This is a genomic window from Lentzea sp. NPDC092896, from assembly GCF_044754905.1.
In the GTDB taxonomy this organism is placed as follows: Bacteria; Actinomycetota; Actinomycetes; order Mycobacteriales; family Pseudonocardiaceae; genus Lentzea.
The window spans coordinates 81,920-97,682 of the sequence record NZ_JBIVPX010000005.1 but is presented as its reverse complement, the minus strand read 5'-3'; the positions used below and the strand labels follow the sequence as shown (position 1 = coordinate 97,682).

The 15,763-nt window shown below is 68.9% G+C and carries 14 protein-coding genes; 8 read left to right on the top strand and 6 right to left on the bottom strand.

The annotated features are described in order from the left end of the window. The first annotated feature begins 22 nt into the window (after nt 1–22). Nucleotides 23–586 carry a TetR/AcrR family transcriptional regulator gene (locus tag ACIQF0_RS24955; RefSeq protein ID WP_401032974.1) on the top strand — a complete coding sequence of 188 codons (564 nt, stop codon included), beginning with the start codon at nt 23–25 and terminating at the stop codon, nt 584–586. Here ACIQF0_RS24955 and ACIQF0_RS24950 read toward each other — a convergent pair. Next, nucleotides 573–803 (bottom strand): hypothetical protein, encoded by a 231-nt coding sequence (locus ACIQF0_RS24950; protein ID WP_401032972.1) that lies wholly within the window; start codon nt 801–803, stop codon nt 573–575. The genes ACIQF0_RS24955 and ACIQF0_RS24950 overlap by 14 nt on opposite strands. A gap of 234 nt (nt 804–1,037) precedes the next feature. Between ACIQF0_RS24950 and ACIQF0_RS24945 the strand changes: the two genes are divergently transcribed. Continuing rightward, entirely contained in the window at nt 1,038–1,361 is a 324-nt protein-coding gene (locus ACIQF0_RS24945) for a hypothetical protein (RefSeq protein ID WP_401032970.1), read from the top strand. A gap of 46 nt (nt 1,362–1,407) precedes the next feature. Here ACIQF0_RS24945 and ACIQF0_RS24940 read toward each other — a convergent pair whose 3' ends face one another. Next, nucleotides 1,408–3,474: a PQQ-dependent sugar dehydrogenase gene (locus ACIQF0_RS24940; RefSeq protein WP_401032968.1), complete on the bottom strand. Its 2,067-nt coding sequence runs from the start codon at nt 3,472–3,474 to the stop codon at nt 1,408–1,410. 138 nt (nt 3,475–3,612) lie between these two features. Between ACIQF0_RS24940 and ACIQF0_RS24935 the strand changes: the two genes are divergently transcribed. Genes ACIQF0_RS24935 through ACIQF0_RS24915 form a run of 5 tightly spaced genes read left to right on the top strand, consistent with a single transcriptional unit; the run spans nt 3,613 to nt 8,591 of the window. Then, complete coding sequence (locus ACIQF0_RS24935; RefSeq protein ID WP_401032966.1) at nt 3,613–4,806, top strand: extracellular solute-binding protein; 1,194 nt, start codon at nt 3,613–3,615, stop codon at nt 4,804–4,806. Then, on the top strand, nt 4,803–5,849 hold the full coding sequence (locus tag ACIQF0_RS24930) for an ABC transporter ATP-binding protein (RefSeq protein ID WP_401032965.1): 1,047 nt from the start codon (nt 4,803–4,805) through the stop codon (nt 5,847–5,849). Before ACIQF0_RS24935 ends, ACIQF0_RS24930 begins: the two co-directional genes overlap by 4 nt. Then, entirely contained in the window at nt 5,846–6,736 is an 891-nt protein-coding gene (locus ACIQF0_RS24925) for an ABC transporter permease (protein WP_401032963.1), read from the top strand. The genes ACIQF0_RS24930 and ACIQF0_RS24925 overlap by 4 nt, the downstream gene beginning before the upstream one ends. Continuing rightward, complete coding sequence (locus ACIQF0_RS24920; RefSeq protein ID WP_401032961.1) at nt 6,733–7,557, top strand: ABC transporter permease; 825 nt, start codon at nt 6,733–6,735, stop codon at nt 7,555–7,557. The genes ACIQF0_RS24925 and ACIQF0_RS24920 overlap by 4 nt, the downstream gene beginning before the upstream one ends. A 50-nt stretch (nt 7,558–7,607) precedes the next feature. Beyond that, entirely contained in the window at nt 7,608–8,591 is a 984-nt protein-coding gene (locus ACIQF0_RS24915; RefSeq protein WP_401032959.1) for a LacI family DNA-binding transcriptional regulator, read from the top strand. A 213-nt stretch (nt 8,592–8,804) separates the two neighbouring features. On the opposite strand, the gene ACIQF0_RS24910 is transcribed toward ACIQF0_RS24915, so the two are convergent. The 3 genes from ACIQF0_RS24910 to ACIQF0_RS24900 are packed head-to-tail and all read right to left on the bottom strand — an operon-like array spanning nt 8,805 to nt 13,434. Continuing rightward, nucleotides 8,805–10,586 (bottom strand): AMP-dependent synthetase/ligase, encoded by a 1,782-nt coding sequence (locus ACIQF0_RS24910; protein ID WP_401032957.1) that lies wholly within the window; start codon nt 10,584–10,586, stop codon nt 8,805–8,807. Between the two features lie 28 nt (nt 10,587–10,614). Further along, entirely contained in the window at nt 10,615–12,753 is a 2,139-nt protein-coding gene (locus ACIQF0_RS24905) for a molybdopterin oxidoreductase family protein (RefSeq protein ID WP_401032956.1), read from the bottom strand. 33 nt (nt 12,754–12,786) lie between these two features. Continuing rightward, nucleotides 12,787–13,434: a zinc-binding dehydrogenase gene (locus ACIQF0_RS24900; RefSeq protein ID WP_401032954.1), complete on the bottom strand. Its 648-nt coding sequence runs from the start codon at nt 13,432–13,434 to the stop codon at nt 12,787–12,789. 138 nt (nt 13,435–13,572) lie between these two features. On the opposite strand from ACIQF0_RS24900, the gene ACIQF0_RS24895 reads away from it, so the two are divergent. After that, nucleotides 13,573–14,520, top strand: coding sequence for an MASE1 domain-containing protein (locus ACIQF0_RS24895; RefSeq protein WP_360032287.1), 948 nt, complete (start codon nt 13,573–13,575; stop codon nt 14,518–14,520). On the opposite strand, the gene ACIQF0_RS24890 is transcribed toward ACIQF0_RS24895, so the two are convergent. Next, nucleotides 14,517–15,737, bottom strand: a complete 1,221-nt coding sequence (locus tag ACIQF0_RS24890) for a serine hydrolase domain-containing protein (protein ID WP_401032952.1) — start codon at nt 15,735–15,737, stop codon at nt 14,517–14,519. The genes ACIQF0_RS24895 and ACIQF0_RS24890 overlap by 4 nt on opposite strands. Nucleotides 15,738–15,763 lie beyond the last annotated feature (26 nt).

Here is a 15,763-nt window from a genome sequence, read left to right as displayed (position 1 = left end):
ACCGTCCGCGAAGGGAGCGCGCGTGCCACCACGCAAGCGAGCCGACGCCGTGCGCAACGAGCAGACCCTGCTCACGGCCGCGGCCGAGGTGTTCGTCAGGTCCGGCGTCGACGCGCCGATCCGCGAGATCGCGGCCGAGGCCGGCGTCGGCATGGGCACGATCTACCGCCACTTCCCCACCCGCGCGGACCTCGTCGTGGCCGTCTACCGGCACCAGGTCGAGGCGTGCGCGGAAGCCGGTCCGGTCCTGCTGTCCACTTCGGACTCGGCCTTCGCGGCTCTGCGGGCGTGGGTCGACCTGTTCGTGGACTTCCTGGTGACCAAGCACGGGCTCGCCGGCGCGATGCAGTCGGACAGCAGCGGGTTCCAGTCGTTGCACGAGTACTTCCTCGACCGGCTGGGGCCGGTGTGCGAGTCGTTGCTCGCGGCGGCGGCGAAGGCCGGGGAGATCCGGGACGACGTGCGGCCGTTCGAACTGATGCGCGGGATCGGGAACCTGTGCATCGGGCGCGACGACGATCCGCGCTACGACCCGCGGCGGCTGATCTCGTTGCTGCTGAACGGACTGACGGTCAGAAGATCTTGACGATGCGGTCGATGCCGTTCTCGTCGCGCACCACGAGCTCCCTGCCCTCGCGCATCTGCGCCTCCAGGAACTCGTAGAGCTGCACGGCCCGGTTGACGATGTCGACCTTCTTCATGCCGGTGCGCGCCTGGAGCCTGCCCAGCGCGGCAGCCGAGTCCGCGATCAACGCGACGTTGACGCGCTCGACGACAGCCGGCTTGCCCTGCTCGGTTCCCATGCACCCATGGTCGCACATGTCCGGCAGCTTTTTGACACAGAAAATGTGGCGAATCGGTTGCGCAAAGCGGGAGGGGCAGCGCTATCCTGATGACGGACCGTGCACAAGACGCGTGATGCGAGCCAGAGCGGGGGACGTTCCTGGCTCACCGCACGCGACTGCGGGACACGGTCCCCCGGACGCCGCGCTCACAGCGGGCGCAACGGTTGGTGCCGGGTTGCAAGGAGAACACTTGTGAACACAGGTGTTGTGACTCCGGACCTGGGCGAGCCGGAGCCGAACGACGAGCCTGGCGACACGGCACAGCTGCGCATCGAGTTCGACGACAAAGCCGTGGACGTGAGAGGACCGTCGGGCCGGTTGCACGAGCTGACCGACTCGATGTCGCTGACCGTCGCCACCATCGGTGGCACGGCCGGGCCGACACTGGCGCTGGGAGCACTTCCCGACGGAACGCCGGCGTGGGCGACGGGGGCCGTGGTCTGCGCGCAGCTGGTGTTCCTGGCGTACGTGGTCACGACGATCTTCGTGCGCCGGCGGCGGACCCGGTCCGCCTGACGTTGAGGGGCACTCCACGCGGAGTGCCCCTCAAGGCGTTGAACCGCTAGTTCAGCGCCACCTTCAGCAACTTCGTGGAGCTGTTGCCCGCCGTGGAGTCCTTGTCACCGTTGGACGTCGTGACCCACAGCGACCCGTCCGGCGCGGGCTCCGGGGTGCGGAGCCGGCCGTAGGTGCCCTGGAAGTGCGACGTCGTCGTGCCGACCGACGAGCCGCTGATCTGCATGCGGTACAGGCGTTCGCCTCGCAGCGCCGCGAGGAACAGCACGTCGTTCACGATCGCGAGACCGGACGGCGACGCGGAACCGACCGAGAAGGTCTTCTTCGGTGCCACGTAACCGCCGCACGAGCCGGAGGTTCCCTCGCAGGACGGCCAGCCGTAGTTGCCGCCCTTCTGCAGCAGGTTGACCTCGTCCATGTTCGAGTTGCCGAGTTCCGCCTGCCACATGCGGCCCTGCGAGTCCGTGGCGAGGCCCTGGACGTTGCGGTGGCCGTAGGTCCAGACGTAGCGGGCGTTGCCGCCCTCGCTGAAGAACGGGTTGTCGGACGGCGCGGAGCCGTCCGGGTTCAGGCGCAGGACCTTGCCGCCCAGGTTCTGCTTGTTCTGGGCGTTCGCGCCGTTCTGGCCGTCGCCGGTGCCCGCGTAGAGCTTGCCGTCGGCGCCGAAGCGCAGGCGGCCGCCGTTGTGGAACTTGTTGCGCGGGATACCGGTCAGCAACGTCGTCCAGCCGGTGAGCGAGTTGTTCTCGATCTTGGCGCGCACGATCCGGTTGTCGCCGGAAGCCGTGTGGTAGACGTAGATCAGGCCGTCCGCGGCGAACGTCGGTGACAGTTCGATGCCGAGCAGGCCGCCTTCGCCGTTGGTGCCGGAGACGCCGGGGACCTTGCCCAGGGTCGTCTTGGCTCCGGAAGGCGTGATGCGCACGATGTCCTGCGCGTCGCGGCGCGAGTAGACGCCGTCACCGTTGGGCAGGAACGCGAGGCCCCACGGCACGTCGTTGTCGGTCGCGATCTGCGTGACGGCACCGACCTGGTCGCCGCCGGACTTGGTGCGCGCGGTCAGTTCGTTCGACGCGGGTGAGGCGTTGCCGACCGCGTCGAAGGCCTTGACCGTGAACTTGTAGTCGGTGTTCGCCTTGAGGCCGCCGATCGTGGCCGACGTCGAGGTCGAGTCACCGACCTTCGCACCGGCGCTGTAGACCTCGTAGCGCGTCACGCCGATGTTGTCGGTCGACGCGTCCCACGCCAGCGACACCGAGTTCGCGGTCTGCGCCGGGGAACGCAGGTTCTTCGGCGCGGTCGGCGGGATCGGGTCCTCCTGCGCGGGCGGGGTCTTGAACTCCGCCGTGGTGGAGGCCTGCGAGATGTTGCCGGCGGCGTCCTTGGCGTTGACGTAGAAGCCGTACGTGGTGTTCGGCTTCAGGTCGGTCATCGTGGTGGACGTGCCGGGCACGGACTTCACGAACTGGCCCAGGTTGTAGATCTCGTACGACGTCACCGCGACGTTGTCCGTCGACGGCTCCCACGTCAGCTTCGCCGAGTCCGGCTTCACGTCCGAGGCGACGAGGTTCGCGGGCGCGCTCGGCGGTTCGGCGTCGACCGGCCCCGTGTTGCCGAAGACCTGGAACTCCTGCAAGGAGTAGCCGTACGACGTTCCGGTGCGGCAGCGCGTGGTGCCGTACACGCGGACGTAGCGGCCGCGGCCGGTGACCGTCAGGTCCTCGACGCCGCCCTTGCCGTCGGCGGTCGTGTGGATCGACGTCCACGTGGAGTCGTTGTCCGAGGTCTCGACGCGGTACGCCTTGGCACACGAGAGGTCCCACTGCAGCCGGACGCGGCTGATGGTCGCGGACGTGCCGAGGTCGACGCGGATCCAGGCCGGATCGGTGTTCGACTTGCTGGCCCAGCGCGTCGCCGAGTCGCCGTCGACGGCGTTGCGAGGTGCGTAGTTCGCGCCGCCGGAAGCCGACTCGGTCGCCGGTTTTCCTTGGGACAGCAGGACATCCGCGGCGGCGGCTGGGGGCGCGGCGGAGACGAGCGAGCTCACCGCCACTGCGAGCGCGGTGGCCAGGATGCCGGTTCTCGCCGGCAACCGCCGTGAACGGGGTGCCACAGGTGCCTCCTGCTTTCGTTGGGAACAGGTGGTGCGGCGGCGGCATTGCGTTCGACCCGGCGGCGGGTGTACGAGTGTTACAGAAAAACCGTAAACGTTTTCGCGCGCCAGGTCCAGAGTCAGTTAGGGAGCCATGAGATGCGCTGGACAATGAAGTTGCGGCTCGTCATCCCCGCCCTCTTACTCGTCACGGCGTGTGGTGCGCCGGAGGTTCCACAAACACAGGACACGCCCTCGTCCGTCCCCGACAAGCCGTCGAAACCGGTCGAGCTGAACGTGCTCGACGTGGCCGGCAACCTGCAGCTCACGCAGGGCATGATCGACGATTTCGTGAAGGCACACCCCGATTTCGTGTCGAAGGTGAACGCCACCAAGGCGACGGCGCCGGACATGCCGGGCAAGCTCAAGGCCGAGCAGAACTCGGGCACCTCGCAGACCCATCTGGTGCTCACCGGAACCGACGGCCTGGCGAGCGTCATCGAGCAGAAACTCGTCCACACCGTGCTCCCCGAATATTCGGCGAGACTCCCGAAGCTCGAGGACGTGTACCTTCCCGCCGCCAACGAGATGCAGAAGCTCGCGCAGAACCAGGGCGTCGCGATCACCTACTACCCGGCGGGCCCGCTGCTCGAGTACGACCCGGCGAAGGTGCCCGCCGCACCGTCGTCTCCCGCCGAACTGCTGGAGTGGGCGAAGGCGCACCCCGGCAAGTTCCAGTACGCGCGGCCCGCGAACTCCGGTCCCGGCAGGACGTTCCTCATGGGACTGCCGTACCTGCTGGGGGACAAGGATCCCAAGGACCCGGAGAACGGCTGGGACAAGACCTGGGCGTACCTGAAGGAGCTCGGCCAGTACGTCGACAACTACCCCGGCGGCACGACCGACGTCATGAAGAACCTCGCGAACGGCACGTCGTGGATGGTCGCCTCGACCACCGGCTGGGACATCAACCCGCGCGTGCTCGGCTCGGTGCCGGAGGGCATGAAGATCGCGACCTTCAAGGGCTTCCACTGGGTCACCGACGCGCACTACGCCGTGATCCCCAAGGGCGTCTCCGCGGACGTGCTGTCGGCGAACCTCGCGCTGATCAAGTTCATGCTGGAGCCGCGGCAGCAGGCCAAGGCCTACGACAAGGGCTACTTCTACCCCGGCCCCGCGGTCAAGGGCGTCACGCTGGACATGGCGCCGAAGGAGTCGCAGGAGGCCATCGCCAAGTTCGGCCGCGCCGAGTACGACCGGCTGATCGAGGAGAACCCGAAGGAGCAGTCGCTGCCGGCCACCGCGCAGGTGAAGGCGTTCCAGCGGTGGGACCGAGAGATCGGCAAGAAGTGAGGTTCGCGGAGCTGCACCTCGATCACGTGCGGCGGGCCTTCGGTGACACCGTTGCCCTGCGGGGCATGGACCTCACGATCAAGGGCGGCGAGTTCGTCGCCCTGCTCGGCCCGTCCGGGTGCGGGAAGTCGACGGCGCTGAACTGCCTCGCCGGTCTGCTGCCGCTCACCGGCGGGCGGATCACGGTGGACGGCAAGCGGATCGACGACCTGCCGCCGGAGAAGCGCGGGTTCGGCATGGTGTTCCAGAACTACGCGCTGTTCCCGCACATGTCGGTGCGGCGCAACGTCGCGTTCGGGCTGTCCATGCGCAGAACGCCCAAGGCCGAGCTGAACCGCCGCGTGGACGAGGCCGTGCGCCTCGTGCAACTGGAGGAGCACCAGCACAAGTTCCCGGCCCAGCTCAGCGGTGGCCAGCAGCAACGGGTGGCGATCGCCCGCGCGATCGTGCTCGAACCGCCGCTGGTGCTGATGGACGAACCGCTGTCCAATCTGGACGCGGCACTGCGGCTGGAGATGCGCACGGAGATCCGGCGGCTGCACCAGTCGCTCGGACTCACCACCGTGTACGTCACGCACGACCAGGAGGAGGCGCTGGCCCTCGCCGACCGGCTCGTGGTGCTGCGACTCGGCGAGGTGCAGCAGGTCGGCTCACCGGAGGAGGTCTACGCGCATCCGGTGAACCGGTACGTGGCCGGGTTCATGGGCTACCGCAACATGATCCCGGTGACCGTCGCCTCGCAGGACGGCGAGCGCACGACCGTCCACACCGGAGACGGGGTGAAGCTCGTCGGAGTCAAGCGGGAGGAGCTCGGGCCGCAAGCCGTGGTGGCGGTGCGGCCAGAGGACTTCACCGTCGGGGAGTCCGGGGAGAACGCGCTCGAAGCGGTGGTCGAGATCGTCGAGTACCACGGGCGCGAGCAGGCGGTCGAGGCTCGGCTGCGCGACGGTTCGCCGTTGCACGTCCGCACGAACTCGCGGCTGGCGCCCGGCGACACGATCATGCTGACGGTGCCGGTCGAACGCGTGCTGGTGTTCTCGTGACGGCGACACTCGAGCGGGCGTCACTCAAGCACCGGCTCGCCGAGAAGGGCGTCGACCGCGTGCTGTGGCTGCTGGTGCCGGGCGCGGTCTTCGTGGTGCTGCTGTTCGTCTACCCGTTCCTGTACGGGTTGCAGCTGTCGTTCCAGCCCAAGGGCGGCGGCAGCCCGTTCCAGAACTACATCACCTTCTTCTCCGACCCCTACCTGGCGGAGACCGTCTGGATCACGTTGCGGCTCGGGCTGCCCGCGGCGTTGTTCAACGTGCTGGCGGCCATCCCGATCGCGTTCCGGATGCGCGGCCGGTTCCGGGGCAAGCGGGCACTCACGACGATCCTGGTAGTCCCGATCACCCTCGGCACTGTGCTGACGGCGGAGGGGCTGCTCGCGTTCTTCGGACCGGCGGGGTGGTTCAACCGCGTCTGGACGGCATTGGGAGCGGACGAACCGGCGAAGCTCACCCACAACTACTGGGGTGTGCTGTTCAGCCTGGTCATCACCGGGTTCCCGTTCGCGTTCCTGCTGACGCTGTCGTACCTCTCCGGCATCGACCCGACGCTGGAACAGGCCGCGGCGACGCTGGGCGCCTCGCGCCGGCAGCGGTTCCGGACGATCACCATGCCGCTGCTGGCACCGGGGCTCGCCGTCACGTTCTGCCTGAGCTTCGTGCTGGCGTTCAGCGTGTTCCCCAGTGCGGTGATGGTCGGCGACCCGGTCGGCGAGACGCACGTGATGTCGATCGCCGCGTACGAGACGGCGTTGCGGGACAACGACTTCGCGCTGGGATCGGCGATCGCGATGCTGATGGCGCTGGTGATGCTGATCGTGATCGGCCTGGTGCTGATCTGGCGCACGACCCTGTTCCGCGGCGCGACGGGAGGCAAGGGATGAGGCTCACCGCTCGCCCTGTGGTGTGGCTGACATGGGGTGCTCTGGCGTTTTTCATGCTCAACCTCGCCGGCATCGTCGGCGCGGTCGTCACGAACTCGTTCGCCGAGACGTGGTTCGGCTCCTGGCTGCCCGACGGGTACACCGGCAAGTGGTACGGCGAGGCGTGGCGCGACTACCGGCTGCTGGACGTGCTGGTCGTGACGTTCCAGGTCGCGATCTCGGTCGTGGTCGTCTCCGTCCTCATCGGAGTTCCCACGGCCTACGCGCTGGCACGACGCGACTTCCCCGGCAAGAAGCTGCTCAACGTGCTGTTCCTGCTGCCGATCCTGATGCCGCCGATGACGTACGGCATCCCGCTCGCGACGGTGCTGTACAAGTTCCACCTGGCGGGCAGCATGGCCGGGGTGATCGCGGCGAACCTCGTGCCTGCCGTGCCGTTCGTCGTGCTGACGATGACGCCCTTCATCGAGCAGATCGACACGAAGATCGAGTCGGCGGCGCGGATGTGCGGCGCCTCAACGTTCGCGATCTTCACCCGCGTGCTGGCGCCGTTGCTCGTGCCGGGCGTCCTCGCGGCGTCGATCCTGGTGCTGGTGAGGACGGTGGGCATGTTCGAGCTGACGTTCCTCACGGCGGGTCCGGCCAGCCAGACCCTGGTGGTGTCGCTGTACGAGGCGATGTCGTCGGCGGGCATCCGGCCACAGCAGATGGTCGACTCGATGGCCGTGATCTACACGGGGTCGATGTTGGTCCTGCTGGTGATCGCGCTTAGGTTTGTGAACCCGACCCAGCTCGTGACCCGACTCAAAGACCCCGCTTAACACGTCACCCGTCATGATTGTTTCAACCGGCTGTTGAGGGTGAGGTATCAGTGGCAGTCACCATCCGCGACGTGGCTCGCAGGGCGCACGTATCGGTAGCCACCGTTTCGCGTGCGCTGACGTCTCCTGAGCTCGTGCGCCCGGAGACCAGATCACGCGTGCTGGCTGCCGCGACCGAGCTCGGCTACCAGCCCAACCGGGCGGCCCGCGGGCTCATCACGGGCAAGACGGGCAACATCGGCATCGTCGTGCCCGACCTCGACAACCCGTTCTTCACGGGCGTGCTCAAGGCCGTGCAGGCGCGGGCGATGCAGGCGGACTACGCGGTGTTCGTGGCGGACAGCGACGAGGACCCGGTCGCCGAGGCGAAGCTCGTGCACGCGATGGCGAAGCAGGTCGACGGCGTCGTGCTGTGCGCACCGGGCCTGGAGGACTCGCAGGTCTACGAGGTGGCCGGGGCGACGTCGCTGGTGCTGCTGAACCGGCGCCTGCCCGGCGTGCCCGCCGCGTTGATGGACTCGGCGGGCGGGATGCACGCCATCATCGACCACCTCGTCGCATTGGGACACCACCGGATCGCTTACCTCAACGGGCCTCGCACCTCGTGGTCCAACCAGGAGCGTCGCCGCGGGCTGATGAAGGCGGTCGCCCAGCACGAGGTGGACCTGGTCGACCTCGGGCCGTTCGCGCCGCGGTACGAGGGCGGCCTGCAGGCGGCCGATCTGGCCGTGGCGGCCGACACGACGGCGATCGTGGCCTACAACGACATCATGGCGCTGGGCGTGCTGGCACGGCTGCGGGATCGCGGGATCTCGGTGCCCGGTGACGTGTCGGTGACCGGGTTCGACGATCTCACGTACGCCGCGCTGTGCTCGCCCGCGCTGACAACGGTGGCAATGCCGGTGGCGCAGGCCGGCCGCACCGCCGTGAACCTGTTGCTCGACTGGCTGGACTCGGACAACACCGAGGTGCCGCAGATCGTGGCCGAGACCCAGTTGATCGTTCGGGGAACGACGACTCCGCCTCGCAAGTGAGAAGTGCCGTGGCCCGATTCGGGCCACGGCACCAAACAATGCAAGGCGGCCCCGGCTGGGCGTCTGGGGGGAGTACGCCTTGAGCCGGGGCCGCGAAGCGGCTGGGCCCGAGGGGGGAGGGGGCCTAGCGCCGCTTGGTGTCCCACTCTGCCCTGAGCGGAAGAATTCCGCCAGGGTGGATGTACCTGTTTTTGGATTTCTCGTACGTACGGGTTACTCGTAGAGCCCTTCGTACAACCCAGAGTGAAGGCGATGTACAACGTTGCGTTTGACCTTCAACGTTGGGGTGAGCTCCCCTTCCTCCTGGGACAGGTCCCTGGTGAGCAGCACGAACTTCTTCACCTGGGAAACACTGGCGAAGTGCGAGTTCGCTTCGTCGACAACTTCCTGCACGAGCGTTCGCACGTCCGGGTGACCCACCAATGATTCGACGTCGGACGGCAATCCACGCGCCGTCGCCCACGGCACGATCTCGTCCGCGTCCAGTGTGATCAGGGCCACGCAGTACGGCTTGCGGTCGCCGAACAGCACGGCGTGGGAGACCCAGCGGGACTGGCGCAGCACGTTCTCCACGTTCGCCGGCGCGATGTTCTTGCCGCCCGCGGTGATGATGATGTCCTTCTTGCGCCCGGTGATCGTGACGAAGCCGTCCGCGTCGATCTCGCCCAGGTCACCGGTGTGCAGCCAGCCGTCCCGCAGCGTCTCGGCGGTGGCCTCGTCGTTGCGCCAGTAGCCCGCGAAGACGTGCGGGCCGCGCATCAGCAGCTCGCCGTCCTCGTCCACGGTCATCTCGAGGCCCGCCACGCCCGACGCGCCGACCGAGCCGAGCTTGAAGCGGCCGAGCGTGTTGATGGTGCCCACCGCCGTGGACTCGGTCATGCCGTAACCCTCCAGCACCGGCACGCCGGCTGCGTGGAAGAACTGCAGCACCTCACGGGAGATGGGCGCGGCGCCGGACAGCGCCTGCACGAGCCGACCGCCGAACACCGCGCGCACGTTCGCGAACAGCGCGTCGACCTGTTCGAACGCCGCCGCCATTTCCGGCGGCACGGATTCACCTGCCGAACGCCGGCGCCGCACTTCCAGACCGAGCGTCACGGCCTGCGCGAGCTGCTCCGCGGGCACGTTCGACGTGACGAACGTGTAGATCTTTTCGAAAATGCGCGGGACCGACGGCAGGAACGTCGGCCGGACCTCGGACAGCTCCGGCACGATCGCCTTCATGTCGCCACCGAAGTAGGCCAGCGCGCCGCCCCGGTACATCGTTCCGAACATGATGATCTGCGCGAAGACGTGCGCGAGCGGCAGGAACAGGTAAACGGTGCCGGTCATCGCGTCGATGCGCGCTTCTTCCGCGACGCGGCAAAGTGCGACCCAGTTCGCATTGGTGAGAACGCAGCCCTTGGGCGGGCCGGTGGTGCCCGAGGTGTAGATGATCAGGCTCGGGTCCTCCGGCCTGATCGCCGCGCGGCGGACGTCCAGCACGTCGGCCAGCGGCGAGGTGCGGCCGGTGTCCTGCAGCTCCGCGATCCTCGGCCGGTCGCCGGCGGGGTCGATCGAGAACACCGAGCGCAGTTCGGGCAGCTCGGAGCTGACGACCTCGACCTTGACGCACTGCTCCTCGTTCTCGGCCACCACGATCGCCGCGCCGGAGTCGCCGACCACCCAGGCGATCTCCTCGGCGGTGCTCGACGGGTAGATCGGCACGATGATGCCGCCCGCCGCGAGCACGGCCAGTTCGACCGCCGTCCACTCAGGACGCGTGTTCGCGAGCACGCAGACCCGGTCGCCCGCCTTCAGTCCGGCGTGGACGAACCCGGACGCGAGGTCCAGCACCAGTTCCGAGATCTCGGCGTAGGTCTGCTCGCGCCACTGTCCGTCCTGCTTGAACCGCCACGCCACCGCGTCGCCGTACGCCTGCTCCGCGAGGAACGGCAGGTCGGCTATCCGGCGGATGGTCTGCACCGCGTTCGGGATGGTGACACCTGCGGTCATGGCGGCTCCTAGACGCTCTTGAGGGGCTTCAGGCGGGCACGACCTGCACGCGGGTGCCGTTCAGCACGGCGGTGCCCGAGAGCGGGTCGATGCGGAGGTCGTCGGTGAGGAGGTTGACGTTCACGCCGGCGTGCTCGCGGGCGACGGTGAGCCGCGTGCCGGGCTGGTCGTGGCCCCAGCCGTGCGGCATCGAGACGACGCCGGGCGCGATGTCGGCGGTGACCTCGACCAGCACCTCGATCTTGCCGACGCGCGAGGTGACCTGGGCGGTCGCGCCGTCGGTCAGGCCGATGCGGGTGGCGTCGCCGGGATTCACCAGCAGCGTGCACAACGGCTTGCCCTTCACCAGCGCGGGCACGTTGTGCATCCAGGAGTTGTTGGTCCGCAGGTGCCTGCGGCCGACGAGCACCAGGTCGGTCTCGCGGGCGCTCAGGGCGTCCCGGACGCGCGGCAGGTCGTCCAGGATCGGCTGCGGGGTCAGTTCGACCTTCCCGGACGGCGTGCGCAGGATCTCCGGCAGGCGCGAGGTGAGCGGGCCGAGGTCGATGCCGTGCGGGTGGTCGAGCAACTGCTGGAGCGACACTCCATACGCGCCGGTGCGGAGTTTCAGGTCCAGCAGGCGTTCCTCGCGCGTCTCGCCCTCGGGTTCGAAGTCCACACCGGACTTCTTCCTGAGGTCGGCCAGCTGGAACGCGGCGATGGCGTCGAGATCCGCCGCCGGGCCCAGTCCGCTGAGGATCGTGGCGAGCCGGAAGAAGATGTCCGTCTCGTCGACCCTGCCCTCCTCCAGCGGGATCGCGGCACGCGAGTACTTGGCGACGTTGCGCACCGAGTTGTTGAGGAACGCGATGTCGTAGTGGTCGCGACGGGACGGTGGCGGCGTCGGCAGGATGACGTCCGCGTGCCTCGTCGTCTCGTTGAGGTACGGGTCGACGCTGACCATGAAGTCCAACGAGGACAGCGCGTCGTTCACGCGGGCCGAGTTCGGCAGCGACAGCGCGGGGTTGCCGCCGATCGTGAACAGCGCCCGCACCTGGCCCTCGCCGGGCGTCTCGATCTCGTCGACCATCGTGACGGCCGGGTACTCCCCCATCACCTCGGGGTGCCCCTTGACCCGGCTGTGCCAGCGGCCGATGCCGAAACCCTTGCCGCTGCCCGTTCCGCGCCTGCTGTGCGCGGGCAGCGGCCACATCACGCCACCGGGCCGGTCGAGGTTGCCGGTGAGGACGTTGAGCGTGTCGACCGCCCAGGACGCGACCGTGCCGAACTCGACGGTCGTCGTGCCGATCCGGCCGTAGACCGCGGCGCGTTCCGCCTCAGCCAACTGCCGTGCGAGCGCGCGGATCGTGCCGGCGTCGATGCCGGTGCGTTCGGCGACGGCGTCCGGGCCGAACGCCTCGACGTGCGCGCGGATCGCCGTGTGGTCGGTGACGTGCCCGGCGAGGTCCTTGAGGTCGACCAGGTCCTGCGCGAACAGCTCGTGGATCAACGCCAGCAGCAGGAACACGTCGGTGCCCGGCCGGATGACGACGTGCTGGTCGGCGGCCTGGGCGGTGCGGCTGCGGCGCGGGTCGACGACGACGAAGGCGCCGCCGCGTTTCTGCAGGTCCTTGAACCTGCCCGGCACGTCAGGGACCGTCCACAGGCTGCCGTTGGACGAGAACGGGTCCGCGCCCAGCACCAGCATGAAGTCGGTGCGGTCGATGTCGGGCACCGGGATCGAGAAGATGCTGCCGTACATGTGGCCGCACTGGACGTGCTTGGGCATCTGGTCGACGGTGCTGGCGGTGAAGACGTTGCGGCTGCCCAGGGCCTTGCGCAGCGGTCCGGCGTAGAGGCCGCCGGCGAGCGAGTGGACGACCGGGTTGCCGAGGTACATGGCGACGGAGTTGCGGTCGGGGAAGTCCTTCAGGCGTTCGTCGACGTAGGCGAAGGCCTCCTCCCAGGTCGCTTCCTGGAACTCGCCGTCGCGCTTGATCAGCGGGGTGGCGAGCCGGTCGGGGTCGGCGTCGAGCGTGCCGAGCGAGGCGCCCTTGGGGCAGAGGAAGCCGCGGCTGAACTCGTCCTCGCGGTCGCCGCGGACCTTCGTGATGCGGTCTCCCTCGACCGTCAGCTCCAGCCCGCACGTCGCTTCGCAGAGCGGGCAGGTCGTGAACACGGTCCTCATGGGTCCCCTTAAGCGGCTTGTTACCAACGAGTACTAGCTGTCTGCCATCGGACGCAATCGCCCAGCCGAGGTCAACCCGAACAGCTCACTGACAGCCCTCGCGATCATGTCCGGCCGGTCGAGGGTGTGCTCGAATCGGAACCCGATGACCGCGCGTGAGCCGCCGAGCAGCCCCGTCAGTTTGATGGATTCGTCCTGGTCAGCGCCATAGCAGACGATCCTGCCGAACGGCGCCAGCGCGTCCAGTGAGGCCTCCAGGGCACCTCCGGGATCGAGCACGACGTCGACCTGTTTGCCCTCGTTCGCCCCGATCACGCGCTGTGCCAGACCGTCTCGACTGGAGTCGACGGCGACGTCCGCACCGAGCTTCACCGCCCGTCTGCGCCGGGCTTGACTCGTCTCCGTCGCGATGACCCGGCCGGCCGCGAAACTGCGGGCGAGTTGCACCGCGATCGCGCCGATCTCGCTCGCGGCGTCGTGCACCACGATCGACTCGTCCGGCCTGAGGTGCGCGCACGTGCGGAGAAGGTGCCACGCCGTCGTGCCCGCTCTGGCCAGCGTCAGTGCCTGGGCGTCGGTGACGCCCGCGGAGACCGGCAGGCGCAGGCGGCCGGCGACGACCACCACGCGACGTCCGCCGTCCTCCACGCGGACCTCGTCGGCCGCCTCGGCTGTGCGCATGCCCTCCATCTCACGACGTCGTGGTGACGGGCTGTAGTGCGGCTTCCACAACAGCTAAGAATCCGCGCCGTGGGTCCAGGTGGGTACGCCCTGCCGCGAGGTATGGCGATCGGGTGTGCGCCGGTGCAGCATGTGGCGGTGAACGCCACTCTCCGCACCGCGGTCACGATCGCCCTGGTGGCGGTCGCTTACTACGCGACGGCGAAGGTGGGCCTGGTCCTGGCGCTGGTCAAGGGGCAGGTCACGCCGTTGTGGCTGCCGACCGGCATCTCCGTGGCCGCGTTGCTGATGACCGGCCGCAAGGTCTGGCCCGGCATCGCGCTCGGCGCGCTGTCCGCCAACCTCGCACTCGGCGCGGGTCCGCTCGCGATCGCGATGATCACCGTGGGCAACACTCTCGCACCGCTGACGGCCTGGTACCTGCTGACGCGGTTCGGGTTCCGGCCGGCGCTGAGCCGTCTGAAGGACGCGATGCTGCTGGTGTTCGCGGGCGCGCTCGGGGCGATGCTCGTCAGCGCGCTGGTCGGCGCGGCGGCGTTGAAGATCGACGGCGTGGTCCCGTGGAGCGAGGTGCCCGCCGTGCTGGCGGTGTGGTGGACCGGCGACGCCATGGGCGTGCTGATCTTCACGCCGTTGCTGATCACCCTGCCCGGCCGCGGGACCGTCTCCCGCCGCCGGCTCGCGGAGGCCGGGGCGCTGCTCGTCGTCACGGCGGTCCTCGCGGCCTACGTGACGACGTCCGAGCTGCGGCTGCTGTTCCTGGTGTTCCCGATGCTGATCTGGGCGGCGCTGCGGTTCCAGCACGCGATCGCCGCACCGTGCGCCGCGATCATCTCGGTGGCCGCGGTGATGTCCGCGGCCTCCGGGCAGTTCTCCACCGCCGGGCTGCTGACCACGATGATCGTGCTCCAGGCGTTCAACGGGTCGGTGGCGCTGACCGGGCTGATCCTGAGCGCCATCACCAGCGAGCGCAACGAGGCCCGCAGGTCCATCGAACGTGCCTGCGAGCAGCTGGCCGACACCGTTGCGCGCTACCAGCAGGACGGCGTGCGCAAACGGCTCGGCCGCGTCGTGCCGCCGGGTTAGCGGAACCAGGTGCCGCCGCCGGTCCGCCGGTACCCGAGCGCGCGGTAGACGGCGTCCACGAGGGACTGACCGCGCTCGTTCACGCCCAGGCCCGGGCCCTGCCGGTTCATCGCGTAGCCGAACGAGAGCCGCGCTCCAGGGTCGGCGAACCCGAGCGAGCCGCCCATCCCGTTGTGCCCGAGGGCTTCCTCGGAGATCAGCAGGCCCTCGCGGTCGTTCGGCCGCAGGTGGGTGTTGTCGGTGGCCTTCTGGAACCCGAGCGCGAACCGGGACGGCACCAGGACGACCTCGTCCAGTCCGGCGACGGCCACGTTCGACATCTGCGGGAGCTGGTGCTCCTCGACCAGGCGCACGCCGTTGTAGGCGCCTCGGAGAGCGAGCGGCCGGTACATGCCCGCCAGGCCGCGGGCGTTCGAGATGCCGCCGATCGCGCCCATCTCGGCGGTGTGGGCCTGGCGGGAGTCGGACTCGCCGGGGGCCATGTAGCCGCCGCTGTTGAGCAGCATCAGGCCCGGCACCGACTCGGGCTGGGTGATCGCGGTGACGAACAGCGACGGCAGCGGGATCCCCGGCTGGGTGGGGTCGACCGGGATGGTGGGGGCGACGTGCGGTTCGAGGTCCTCCGGCAGACCCATCCAGAAGTCGAGGCCGAGCGGGCCCGAGACCTCCTTCTCGAAGAACCGGCCGAGCGACAGGCCCGTGACGCGGCGGACGATCTCGCCGACGAGGAAGCCGAACGTCAGTCCGTGGTAGCCGTGCCGCGTGCCCGGTTCCCACAGCGGCCGCTGCGCGGCGAGCGTCGAGGTGATCAGGTCCCAGTCGTAGAAGGCGCCGGCGGGCAGCGGTGTGGTGACGGCGGGCAGGCCTGCCTGGTGCGAGAGCACGTGCCGGACGAGCGTCGCGTCCTTGCCGTTCGCGCCGTACTCCGGCCAGTACTTCACGACCGGTGCGTTCAGGTCCAGCTCACCGCGCGAGGCCAGGATGTGCGCGCACAGCGACGTTGCGGCCTTGGTGCACGACCACACGTGGACGATGGTCTCCTCGGACCAGAGGCGGCCGGTGGTGGGATCGGCGACACCGCCCCAGAGGTCCACGACGGGCTCGCCGTCGAGCGTCACGTGCACGGAGGCCCCGACCTCGCCGCGCTCGGCGAAGTTGCGTTCGAACTCGGTCCGCACCTCTGCGAACTGCGGGGCGCAGGTTCCCTGGATCGACATTGACCCTCCTAGGCGGGCGGCGGTGA